General features: G+C 70.8%; 12 protein-coding genes. 7 read left to right on the forward strand and 5 right to left on the reverse strand.

Going from position 1 to position 11,584, the window contains the following annotated elements:
- The coding region (locus AC1DCG_RS24185; protein ID WP_477041718.1) for a M23 family metallopeptidase at positions 1–638 on the forward strand (638 nt) is incomplete at its 5' end.
- Here AC1DCG_RS24185 and AC1DCG_RS24190 read toward each other — a convergent pair.
- A complete protein-coding gene (locus tag AC1DCG_RS24190) occupies positions 635–991 on the reverse strand; it encodes a phage holin family protein (RefSeq protein ID WP_477028510.1) in 357 nt (118 codons plus the stop codon). The two genes, AC1DCG_RS24185 and AC1DCG_RS24190, sit on opposite strands and share 4 nt — an antisense overlap.
- Before the next feature lie 209 nt (positions 992–1,200).
- Between AC1DCG_RS24190 and AC1DCG_RS24195 the strand changes: the two genes are divergently transcribed.
- The 3 genes from AC1DCG_RS24195 to AC1DCG_RS24205 all read left to right on the forward strand — a co-directional run bounded on the left by AC1DCG_RS24195 (position 1,201) and on the right by AC1DCG_RS24205 (position 5,266).
- Positions 1,201–3,333: a histidine kinase dimerization/phosphoacceptor domain -containing protein gene (locus AC1DCG_RS24195; RefSeq protein WP_165260748.1), complete on the forward strand. Its 2,133-nt coding sequence runs from the start codon at positions 1,201–1,203 to the stop codon at positions 3,331–3,333.
- Between the two features lie 390 nt (positions 3,334–3,723).
- A complete protein-coding gene (rpoH, locus tag AC1DCG_RS24200; RefSeq protein ID WP_165260746.1) occupies positions 3,724–4,611 on the forward strand; it encodes an RNA polymerase sigma factor RpoH in 888 nt (295 codons plus the stop codon).
- A 172-nt stretch (positions 4,612–4,783) separates the two neighbouring features.
- Complete coding sequence (locus AC1DCG_RS24205; protein ID WP_477028512.1) at positions 4,784–5,266, forward strand: ASCH/PUA domain-containing protein; 483 nt, start codon at positions 4,784–4,786, stop codon at positions 5,264–5,266.
- Positions 5,267–5,275: 9 nt separating this feature from the next.
- Here AC1DCG_RS24205 and AC1DCG_RS24210 read toward each other — a convergent pair whose 3' ends face one another.
- Genes AC1DCG_RS24210 through AC1DCG_RS24220 form a run of 3 tightly spaced genes read right to left on the reverse strand, consistent with a single transcriptional unit; the run spans position 5,276 to position 7,728 of the window.
- On the reverse strand, positions 5,276–5,500 hold the full coding sequence (locus tag AC1DCG_RS24210; protein ID WP_477028513.1) for an AbrB/MazE/SpoVT family DNA-binding domain-containing protein: 225 nt from the start codon (positions 5,498–5,500) through the stop codon (positions 5,276–5,278).
- A gap of 33 nt (positions 5,501–5,533) precedes the next feature.
- On the reverse strand, positions 5,534–6,403 hold the full coding sequence (locus AC1DCG_RS24215) for an alpha/beta fold hydrolase (protein WP_477028514.1): 870 nt from the start codon (positions 6,401–6,403) through the stop codon (positions 5,534–5,536).
- An 8-nt stretch (positions 6,404–6,411) separates the two neighbouring features.
- Entirely contained in the window at positions 6,412–7,728 is a 1,317-nt protein-coding gene (locus AC1DCG_RS24220; RefSeq protein ID WP_477028515.1) for an MFS transporter, read from the reverse strand.
- Between the two features lie 160 nt (positions 7,729–7,888).
- Here AC1DCG_RS24220 and motA point away from each other — a divergent pair, with 160 nt between their 5' ends.
- The 3 genes from motA to mnmC2 all read left to right on the forward strand — a co-directional run bounded on the left by motA (position 7,889) and on the right by mnmC2 (position 11,073).
- Complete coding sequence (motA, locus tag AC1DCG_RS24225; protein WP_101711521.1) at positions 7,889–8,758, forward strand: flagellar motor stator protein MotA; 870 nt, start codon at positions 7,889–7,891, stop codon at positions 8,756–8,758.
- 156 nt (positions 8,759–8,914) lie between these two features.
- Positions 8,915–9,220, forward strand: a complete 306-nt coding sequence (locus AC1DCG_RS24230; protein WP_165260734.1) for a hypothetical protein — start codon at positions 8,915–8,917, stop codon at positions 9,218–9,220.
- 68 nt (positions 9,221–9,288) lie between these two features.
- The gene (mnmC2, locus tag AC1DCG_RS24235) at positions 9,289–11,073 is read left to right on the forward strand and encodes a tRNA (5-methylaminomethyl-2-thiouridine)(34)-methyltransferase MnmC2 (RefSeq protein WP_477028516.1); all 1,785 of its coding nucleotides are present in this window, start codon (positions 9,289–9,291) and stop codon (positions 11,071–11,073) included.
- Positions 11,074–11,196: 123 nt separating this feature from the next.
- On the opposite strand, the gene AC1DCG_RS24240 is transcribed toward mnmC2, so the two are convergent.
- On the reverse strand, positions 11,197–11,584 hold a 388-nt coding region (locus AC1DCG_RS24240; protein ID WP_477041719.1), incomplete at its 5' end, for an OmpA family protein.

The following is an 11,584-nucleotide window of genomic DNA, read 5'->3' on the forward strand; positions in this document are numbered from 1 at the left end:
CCCCCGCGGCGCCGCAGCCGGCCCCGCCGCCTCCGCCCGCCTACGCCTTCGACGCGCCGCTGCCCGGCCGCGAGGTCGCCTCGCCCTTCGGCCTGCGCCAACTGCCGTGGGAAGAAGGCGGCCGCCTGCATGAAGGCGTCGACATCGCCGCCCCCTCGGGCACGGCGGTGAAGGTCGCCGCCGACGGCATTGTCGCCCGCACCGGGACCGACCCCGGCTATGGCCGCTTCGTCGAGGTCAAGCACAAGGACGGCTTCTCGACGCTCTATGCGCACCTGGGCCGCAACCTCGGCATGAAGAAGGGCGTCTATGTGAAGCGCGGCACGCCGATTGCCGTGGTCGGCGACAGCGGCCGCTCGACCGGCTCGCACCTGCATTTCGAGATCAGCCGCAAGGGCCGGCCGCTGAACCCCGCCCACTTCATGGACCGGACCTTCGCCAGCGCCGACGACCTGCCGCTCAAGGCCGCCGCCCGCGTGCCGCGCAAGGTCCGCCTGGCCCACGCCTCGCGCTGGCCCGAGGGCATGAAGGAGAAGGTCGCCGCCCGGCGCGCGGCCAAGGGCTCCGCCTCTGGAACCCAGGCGAGCCGCGGCGAGGATGGCCGCGTGCGCGTGCGGATCGAGGTCGCCGCCAGCTAGTCCCGCTCGGTACCCTCGCCCAGCAGCAGGTGGCCAAACCAGCTGACGACGCCGATCACGATCGTCCCGCAGATCCCCGCCCAGAAACCGTTCACGGCTAGGCCGGGCAGGATGTAGGCGACCAGGCCCAGCATGGCGGCGTTCACCACCAGCAGGAAAAGGCCCAGCGTCACCAGGGTGATCGGCAGGGTCAGCAGCACCACCACCGGGCGCACCACCGCGTTCACCAGCCCCAGCAGCACGGCGGCGATGGCGATCGTCTGCCAGCCCGTGGCATGGACGCCGGGCACGATGCGCGAGGCCAGCCACAGGCCCAGCCCCGCGAACAGGGCGCGCAGGAGAAAACCGGTCATCTGGAAACTCCCCGAAGTCGTCGCCGACCTTTACGCCCGCCAAAGCTGCACACAAGCGCCGTTCGCGCGCCGGGATGCGAAATGTCGACAAGACGACGGTGAACCTGTTCAATGACGCGTACTGTCAAGCACCGGCCTAGGCCGCATGGAGCCGCCGCCGTGACTACAGCCTTCTTTCCGCACGTCCTGACGCCTGATCGGCCCCGCGCATGACCGCGGCGCCGACGCCCGAACAGATCCAGGCCTGCGACCGCGAGCCGATCCACATTCCCGGCGCGATCCAGCCGCACGGCGTACTGCTGATCCTCGACCGCGACAGCCTGACGGTGCGCATGGCGGCCGGCGACGTCGCCGGTCTGCTGAAGGTCGAGGCCTGGCTTGGCCAGACGGCCGGGGCGCTGATCGGCGACGAACTGGCGGCCCAGGTGGCGGCCATCTCCAATTCGCGCCCGGCCGGCGGCTTCATCGGCGTGCTGGCCCGGGGCGGCCGCAATCTCGACCTCAGCGCCACGGTGCAGGGCGAACTGGTGCTGCTGGAGATCGAGCCTGGCCTGGAGCGGCCGATGGCCGGCTCGCAGATCCTGGCCCACCTGGAGGCCGCCGCCGCGGCCTTCGAGCGCTGCCCCGGCCTGAAGACGCTCTACGACCGCGCCGCGCTGGAATTCCGCCGCCTGACCGGCTTCGACCGGGTGATGATCTATCGCTTCGGCGACGACGACGCCGGCGAGGTGGTCGGCGAGGACCGCGCCCATCACCTGAAGAGCTTCCTCAACCACCGCTTCCCCGGTTCGGACATCCCCAGGCAGGCCCGCGCCCTCTATGTGCGCAACCTGGTGCGGGTGATCCCCGACTGCACCTACACCCCCGCCCCGCTGGAGCCCGCGCCCGACAGCCCGCTCGACATGAGCGACCTGGCCCTGCGCAGCGTCTCGCCGGTGCACATGCAGTACATGCGCAACATGGGCGTCATCGCCTCGGCCTCGGTGTCGATCGTCAAGGACGGCCGCCTCTGGGGCCTGGTGGCCTGCCATCACAACAGCCCGCGCCTGCTGCCCTACGAGATCCGCGCCGCCTGCCGCGCCCTGGCCGGCGGCCTGGCCCGTCAGATCAAGGCCAAGGAAGAGGCCGAGACCTGGCGCGAGAAGCTGCGCCTGCGGGCCCTGGGCGACGACCTGACGGCCGTGCTGGCCCAGTCCGACGTCGGCGACCTGTCGCTCGAGGAGCACGCCGCCGACCTGGTGGCGCTGGGCGAGGCCGACGGCGTGGCCGTGTTCCGCGACGAAGCCATCGAGACGGCCGGCAAGACCCCGCCGCACACGGCCCTGGCCATGCTGCGCGACTGGCTGCTGGACGTCGACGCCGGCGGCGTGATCGCCACCGACCGCAGCGAGACCGTCTTCCCCGGCGCCGGCGCCTTCCGAAGCTGGGCCTCGGGCCTGATGGGCGTGGTCATCGAGCGCTCGCCCCTGCTGGCTGTGCTGTGGACCCGCGCCGAAGAGGTCGAGGTCGTGCGCTGGGCCGGCGATCCCTACCGCACCGCCAAGGCGGCCGGCGGCGACGGCGCCCTGACGCCGCGCGCCTCGTTCGACGCCTGGACCGAGACCGTGCGCGGCCGCTCGCGCCCCTGGAGCGGCTCGCAGACCGAGGCCGCCCTGCGCCTGCGCCAGGACCTGCTGGACCTGCGCCGCGCCCGCCGCACGGCCGAACTGAACAGCCAGCTGCGCGCCACGCTGGACGACAAGGACGACCTCTTGCGGCAGAAGGACTTCCTGCTGCGCGAAGTGAACCACCGGGTGCAGAACAGCCTGGCCCTGGCCGCCGGCTTCCTGACCATCCAGATGAAGGCCATCGAGGATCCGGCCGCCCGCGCCCCGCTGGAAGAGGCCAGCCGACGCCTGACCGCCGTGGGCCTGGTGCACCGCCGCCTCTATCGCGGCGACCAGCTGGAGACCGTCTCGCTCGACCGCTACCTCGTGGAGCTGGCCGAGGAACTGGTGGAGTCGCTGGGCCAGGAATGGGCGCGGATGATCCGCGTCGACGCCGCCCCGGCCACGGTCTCGACCGACAAGGCCGTGACCATCGGCCTGGTGGTCACCGAACTGGTGATCAACGCGGTCAAGTACGCCTATGGCGGCCGGCCAGGCCGGGTCGACATCGGCCTCACCGAACAGGGCGGGCGCGTGCGCATCTCGGTCGCCGACCAGGGCGGCGGCAAGCAGGGGCCGCGCGTCGGCTTCGGCAGCAAGATGATGGACGCCATGGTCCGCCAGCTGGCCGGGACCCTGGCCTATCACGACAACAATCCCGGCGTGCGGGCCGAACTGGACGCCCCGGCGGGCTGACGTCCGCGCTCCCTCGCTCTCGTCATTCCCGCCCTTGTGGCGGGAAGCCCTGGTTCCGTTCGCATGTGAAGCGCCAGCGGACTGCTCAGCAGTCCGCCCCATCCGCCCTTGCGGCTGACAGAGGGGTTCCCGCCACAAGGGCGGGAATGACGGGCGGTTATGGAGAAGGCGGGCCCTCTCCAGACCCCCTTGCAATTTTGAGAATGATCGTTCATTTTTTTGAGAATGAACGTTCATTCMGCCATCGAAATGTCCAATACCTGAGCCAGGGTGTCGGACATTACAATTGCGTTATCGCCCTTACCTTCGCCGCAACCCGTACCTATCTCACCCATTCGAAAGTGGGCTCCGGACGCCAAGTTGGCGCCCAGCCCAGGGGATGTTGAACTCATGGCTGTGAATTCCTTGTCGGTGATGTCGCCGGACGGCGGCCTGTCGCGCTACCTCACCGAAATCCGCAAGTTCCCGATGCTGGCGAAGGACGAGGAGTTCATGCTCGCCCAGCGCTGGAAAGAGCATCAGGACAGCGACGCCGCGCACAAGATGGTCACCAGCCACCTGCGTCTCGTGGCCAAGATCGCCATGGGCTATCGCGGCTACGGCCTGCCGATCGGCGAAGTGATCTCCGAAGGCAATGTCGGCCTGATGCAGGCGGTCAAGAAGTTCGAGCCCGAAAAGGGCTTCCGCCTGGCCACCTACGCCATGTGGTGGATCCGCGCCTCGATCCAGGAATACATCCTGCGCTCGTGGTCGCTGGTGAAGATGGGCACGACCGCCGCGCAGAAGAAGCTGTTCTTCAACCTGCGCAAGGCCAAGAGCCAGATCAGCGCCTTCGAGGACGGCGACCTGCGCCCCGAGCAGGTCAGCGCCATCGCCACCAAGCTAGGCGTGCTGGACAGCGAGGTCATCTCGATGAACCGCCGCCTGTCGGGCCCCGACGCCTCGCTGAACGCGCCGCTGCGCGCCGACGGCGAAAGCGAGTGGCAGGACTGGCTGGCCGACGACGAGCAGGTCAGCCAGGAGACCATGGTCGCCGAGAACGAGGAAAAGTCGCTTCGCATGACCCTCCTGGAGGAGGCCATGGTCGAACTGACCGACCGCGAGCGGCACATCCTGACCGAGCGCCGCCTGAAGGACGACCCGACCACCCTGGAAGACCTGGCCGCCCAGTACGGCGTCAGCCGCGAACGGGTCCGCCAGATCGAGGTCCGCGCCTTCGAGAAGCTGCAGAAGTCCATGCGCGAGGCGGCCATCGCCAAGAACATGGTCGAGGCGTAACAGCCTCCGATCTGCTAGAACAAGGGCCGTCGCGACGCTGTCGCGGCGGCCTTTTCGTATCGCGGGCGTCGCCGAGCCGTCACAAACGGCCTTTTCCTCGCCGCCGACGCGCTCTAAGAGCCTCGCCTCCGATTTTTCCGGCGCTCCGCCGGCCGCAATTCAAAGACTTCCCATGACCCGTCACGAACTGAAGACCTGGCCGCAGTATTTCGCCGCCGTGCGCTCGGGCAAGAAGCGCTTCGAGATCCGTCGCAACGACCGCGAATTCAAGGTCGGCGACGTGCTGGTGCTGCGCGAGTTCGATCCCGAGCAGGACGTCTACACCGGCCAGACCGAAGAACGTCAGATCACCTTCCTGCTGTCGGAAGAGGACTACGGCGTCATCCACGGCTTCGTCGCCATCGGCTTCGGCGACGTGGTGCATCACCCCAGCGCCGCCGAGGACCACCCGCTGACCGCCGGCGAACTGGCCGAATGGCACGAGACCGCCGCCGCCAACGCCGTCCTGCGCGGCGAAGAGGCCCGCCGGGTGTCGAAGTCGTACGTGACGACCAACATGAGCGTCGCCGCCGACCGCCACGGCGCCGTCGCCGACCTGGCCGAAAGCGAAGCGGCCTTCCACGCCGCCGCCGCGCGCATCGTCCGCAAGGGCTGAACCGCCGATCTACTTCCCGTCATTCCTGCCAACGGATGACGGGAAGCGACCCTCGCCGAGGTCTATGCCAGGCTCGTCGAAGAAATCGTCCCACACCCCATCAATCGGCGTGACGATGCGACGGTCGCCGTCGCGCTTTACAGTCACGGTGCGCACGCCTTCCGGAAAGGCGACGTCCTCAGGCAGCAGGAGAACCTGCGAGCCGTTCGACCGCAATAGCGTGATCCTGGCCATGCAGCGCTCCAGCACGGGCGCATCATAGCAGCACTACCGCCCCTCTCGCACCGCCTTCACGCCGCTCAGGATCACCTCGGCCACGAAGCCGGGATCCTCGTGCGGCAGGCCATGGCCGGCCGTGGGCGCGATGGTCTGGGTCGCACGGGTCGACAGGGCCAGGAACTGCTTCTGCAGGTCTTGCGTGACCGCCTCCAACTCTACCGCCAGCGGCTCGCCCAGTTCGGGGACCATCCGCCATTTCGGGCTGTGGGTGGCCACCACCACCGGCTTGTCGCCGAGCGTGCGCAGCGCACGGGCCTGTGCGCTGCTGGCGCCGACGTCGAGATTTTCCGGATTGAGGCTGGGATCGCGCGGCATCCGCGTGAGAAAGCCGCGCGCGTCGGACAGCGCCTTGGGCTCATCCGGCGCCTGCGCCGGCAGCCTGGCCAGCCAGGCGTCCATCTGATCGGGATGGGTCGAGGAGATCAGCACCAGTCCGGCCGTCTGATCCGGATAGCGAGCGGCGAAGACCTGGGCGTGCAGCCCGCCGATCGAGTGACCGGCCAGCAGGAACGGCGGCGCGACCTCGGCCGCGCGCAGGGCGGCCTCCAGGTCGGCGGCCGCGTCGGCGCTGGTGCGCGGCCTGCCCGCCGGGGCCGGATCGCTGGCGCCCAGCCCGGCGCGGTCGTAGAGGCAGACCCGGGCGGCCGCCGACACCCGCGCCGCGATGCGGCCCCAGGCCTCGTCCTCCACCGGCGCGCCGCCCATGCCGGCGTCGACCACCACGGTGGGCGCGCCCTGACCCTGGCAGGAGAGGCGGATCATCCGCCCGCCGCCGACATCGAAGCGTCCGTCCTGGGCCAGGGCCTGACCGGGCAAGGCCGTCGACAGCGCCACGACCAAGGCGAGAATTCGGCTCATCGGCATTCCTACACCCCGCCCTCGTCGCCGCGCTCCAGGCCCGCGATGGCCGCTTCTTCGGTCGCCTCGGCGTCGCTGACCTTGCGCAGCACGGCCTGGCGCAGGGCGTAGGCCAGCATCGCCGCCAGGATCAGGGCGTTGAGCACGAACGGCGCCCAGCCGACGGCCTCGTAGAGCAGCACGAACAGCGGGGCGACCACCACGTTGAGGCCGTTGATGGCGGCGATGGCGCCGGCCGCCCCGGCCTGGTCCTTGGCCCCGACCGACAGCGAGGCCCCGGCCGTGAACCCCGGCCGCGCGAAACCGTAGCCCAGCGACGACACCGCATAGCCGATGGCCACCGCGGCGTAGTCCGGCGCGAAGGCGACGACCACGTTGCCCAGCGCCGCCACCGCCACGCCCCAGCGCATCAGCTCGCGCGGGCCCATCGAGAACATCCGGATCAGGCCCCACTGGGCCAGCAGGCCCGCCACCGCCCCGGCCGCCATGGCCAGGGTGATGAAGCCCTGGGCCTTGACCGGCTCGACGCCCAGCTTGTCGATGATCAGAAAGCCCAGGGTCTGGGTCTGGGCGGTCTGGCAGGTGGCCACCAGGAAGCCGAACAGCAGGAAGGGGGCCAGGCGCGGATCGCGCCACAGGCTGTCGCCCCGCCGCAGCGACGGAAAGGCCAGGCGCCCGCGCGGCTGGGGCTCGCCGGCCGTGGGGGGCGGCGTGCTTTCGTCCAGGCCCCGCCTGACGATCCACATCATCACCGCCGCCAGCCCCGCGAAGGCGAACATCGGCCCGGCCAGCCCCACCACCGGCAGCACGAACAGCGGCGCCAGCAGCGGCCCGACCACGGTGCCCAGGCCGAAGGCGCCGGCCAGGGTGGCCATGGCCTGGGTGCGCTCCTCCCGCCTGGTCCGGTCGGCCAGATAGGCCTGGGTGGCCGGATTGGCCGCCGAGCCGAACAGGCCAAACAGGGCCCGCGCCAGCAGGAACAGCACGAACACCACCATCGGCGGCAGCAGCTGGCGCAACCCCGCGCTGACCACGAAGGCGCACAGGGTCATCGACACGCAGAACCCGCCCAGCCCCAGCAGGATAAGGGGCTTTCGCCCCCGCACGTCCGACCGCTTGGCCCAGAACGGCGAGGAGATCGCCCACAGCAGGGCCGAAAGCGAGAAGATCGCCGCCACCATGGCGTCGGGAATGCCGATCTGGCGGCCGATGGCGGGAAGGACGGACAGCATGCCCGTATTGCCCAGCGCCGTGGCCGCCGACACCCCGAACAGGATGGCGAAGGCCCGCCGGTTGACCTGTTGATCTTGAGCGGCGGCAGACATCGAACAAACGTTAGAGGGGGTTTGCCCCCAGGGGAAGGCCCCGCTTTCGCGGGCCACGGGCCGCGCCATCCGGTCGCGGATTCGCGCTCGCGGCCTGATACCTTGGATTAAGCATTAACAGCGATGATGCCGGCTGAAATCCGCGGGGCTCTCTTTCGTCATGTTCCAGATCATCGGCATCGTGCTGCTCTTCGGCCTGGTGTTCGGCAGCTACCTGATGGGCGGCGGCAAGATGGACGTGATCCTTCACGCCGCGCCGCACGAACTGATGGCCATCCTGGGCGCGGGCATCGCCGCGTTCCTGATCTCGAACTCGATGACCGTGATCAAGGCCACGGCCGGCGGCTTCGGCAAGATCTTCGCCGGCCCCAAGTGGAAGGCCAGCGACTATCGCGACCTGCTGTCCCTGCTGTTCCTGCTGACCAAGACGATGAAGTCCAAGGGCGTCATCGCCCTGGAAAGCCACATCGAAAAGCCGCACGAGAGCTCGATCTTCTCGCGCTATCCCAAGATCTCGAAGGACCACTTCGCCGTCGACTTCATCTGCGACACCCTGCGGATGATGACCATGAACCTGGAGGATCCCCACCAGGTCGAGGACGCGATGGAAAAGCAGCTCGAGAAGCACCACCACGAGGCGCTCGAGCCGGCCCACGCCCTGCAGTCGATGGCCGACGCCCTGCCGGCCCTGGGCATCGTCGCCGCCGTGCTGGGCGTCATCAAGACCATGGGCTCGATCACCGAACCGCCGGCCGTGCTCGGCGGCATGATCGGCGGCGCCCTGGTCGGCACCTTCCTGGGCGTGTTCATGGCCTATGGCCTGGTCGGCCCGATGGCCGCCCGCCTGCAGGCCGTCGTCAACGAGGACGGCGCCTTCTACAAGATCATCCAGGCCGTCCTGGTCGCCCACCTGCACGGCAACGCCGCCCAGATCAGCGTCGAGATCGGCCGCGGCAACGTGCCCAGCGTCCACCAGCCCAGCTTCATCGAGCTGGAAGAGGCCCTGACCCAGATCCCGAACGAAGCCTGATCCGCCAGGCTCGCTCCGTACACGGCCAGATCACGCCGCCGTGATCTTTGGCTTGCAACGAGACGTGAAAAGCGGTTCCTTGCCATGGTGCGGCCCGGCCTCTCGCCGGGCCGTCGCCGTTTCCGGTCGCAAGGCCAGTCGCAAGGAAAGCCCCCGATGACCACCCAAGTCCTCCGCAAGATCCTCATCGCCGGCGCGGCCATGACCGCCCTGTCGCTGGCCGCCTGCGGCAAGAAGGACGAGGCTCCCGCCGCCGACGACAAGGCCGCCGCGGCCGCCGCCGCCGGCGCCAGCGAAGTGACCGCCGCCGACGCCGCCGGCGCCGAAGGCCAGGCCATGGCCGACGCCAACAAGGCCGCCGCCGACGCCGCCGCCGAGCCCGACGCCGTCTCGGCCGCCGAAGCCCCGGGGACCGCCCCCGCCGCCGCCCCGGCCGAGGAAAAGAAGACCGAGGGCCACTGAGCCCTTCTTCGGTTCTGGAATGATCGAGGGGCCGTCCGCGAGGGCGGCCCTTCTTCTATGATGGCCCCATGACTTCCGACTCCTCCCCCTCCCCCCTCGGCTCGCCGCTGATCTGGCGCGAGGACGGCCTGCCGCAGTCGCGACTGTACGGCGACGTCTACTTCTCCAGCGCCGACGGCCTGGCCGAGACCCAGGCGGTGTTCCTCCAAGGCTGCGGCCTGCCGGACGCCTGGGCCGGGCGCGAGCATTTCACGGTCGGGGAACTGGGGTTCGGCACCGGCCTCAACATCGCCGCCCTGCTCGACCTGTGGCGACGCGGCAAGCCTCCGGGCGGCCGCCTGCACGTCTTCTCGATCGAGGCCCACCCGATCACCCGCGACGAGGCCGCCCGCGCCCTGGCCGTCTGGCCGCAGCTGGGCGAGGCCGCCCAGGTGCTGCTGGATCACTGGCCAAGCGAGGCGCGCGGCTTTCACCGCATCGACCTGCCCGGCTTCGACGCGACGCTGGACCTGGCCGTCATGGACGTCTCGCAGGCCCTGGCGGCCTGGAGCGGCCGGGCCGACGCCTGGTTCCTGGACGGCTTCTCGCCGGCCCTGAACCCGGCGATGTGGAGCGAGGAGATCCTGGCCGCGGTCGCCGCCCGCACCGCGCCGGGCGGCCGCGCGGCCACCTTCACCGTCGCCGGGGCCGTGCGCCGGGGCCTGGCCGCCGCCGGCTTCTCCTGGGACAAGCGCCCGGGCTTTGGCCGCAAGCGCGAGCGGCTGGAGGCGACCTACTCCGGCGAGGCCGCGACGCCTGCCCGCCCCAAGAGCCTGGCGATCGTCGGCGGCGGGATCGCGGCCGCCGCGCTGGCCCGCGCCGCTCGGGCCGAGGGCCTGCAGGTCACCGTGTTCGACGCCGACCAGGCCAAGGCCTCGGGCAATCCGGCCGCCCTGGTCACGCCGGCGCTGGACGCCGGCGGCGGCCCGCGCGCGGCCTTCCCCGCCCAGGCCCTGGCCCGCGCCGCCGCCCTCTACGACGCCCTGCCCGGGGCGGTGCTGGCGCGCGGCGTGCTGCGCCTGGCTACCGGCCCGCGCGATCCCGATCGCTTCGCCGCCGTCACCGGGCAGGACCTGTTCGCGGCCGGCGAAATGACCGCTCTTGACGCCATCGAGGCCGGCGCGGCCCTGGGCGAGCCGGCGGCCGGCGCGCTGCGCATGGACCTGGCCCGCGTGGTCGATCCCGCCGTCGTCCTGGCCGCCTGGCGCGGCGAGGCGGTCGCGGCCGAGGTCACGCGCCTGGAGAAAGCCGGCGACGGCTGGCGCCTTCACGGCTCGGACGACGCGCTGCTGGCTGCCGCCGACGCCGTCGTGCTGGCGGGCGGGGCCGACCTTCCCCGACTGTGGCCCCAGGCGCCGATCCGCCCGGTTCGCGGCCAGACCAGCTGGACCGGCCCGCTGGACGGCCCCGCCGTCGTCCCGGCGGCCTTCGGCGGCTATGCGGTTCCCACGCCCGGCGGCGGCGTGCTGTTCGGCGCCACCCACGACCGGGGCGACACGGCCGGCGACCTGCGCGAGGCCGATCACGCCCGCAATCGCCAGGCCCTGGCCAAGGGCCGCCCCGACCTGGCCGCCCGCCTGGCCGACGCGCCGCTGGACGGCCGCGCGGCGGTGCGCGCGACGACCGCCGACCACCTGCCGCTGGCCGGCGCGGTTCCGGATGCGCCGAGCGGCCTTCATGTGCTGAGCGGCCTGGGCGGCCGAGGCTTCACGACCGCCCCGCTGCTGGCCGAGCACGTGGTCGCGCTGATCCTGGAAACGCCCTCGCCCCTGCCCCGCGACCTGGCCGCGCTGGTCGAGCCCGGACGCGCTTAAGGTCCTCCCCGCTTCGCGAAATCTCTCCCTTCAGGGAGAGGCCCAGACAGCAAAAGGCCCCGGAGTTTCCTCCGGGGCCTTCGCATTCGTCGGGAAGCCTGGAGCCTCCGTCCGGTCTCGATCTTAGAAGTTGATCGAGATGGTCGAACGGCGGTTCAGCGGTTCCTTCACGCCGTCGCCGGTGGCGACGGCCGGAGCGGTTTCACCCTTCCAGTCGACCGCCAGGGTCGTGGCCGGGACGCCCGCCGAGACCAGACCATCGGCCACGGCCTTCGCACGACGTTCCGACAGGCGGACGTTGTACTTCGGCGAGCCCGAGGTGTCGGTGTGGCCCACGACCGTGATCTTGGTCGCGTTGCCGCCCTTGGCGTAGTCGGCGGCCTGCTGCACCACGGCCTGAGCTTCCGGCGTCAGCACGTACTGATCGAACGGGAAGTAGACCACGAACTCGCGGGCCTCATACGCCGGCGGAGGCGGCGGGGGAGGCGGCGGCGGGGGCGGAGGCGGCGGC

The organism is Caulobacter sp. 10L414, assembly GCF_056395525.1.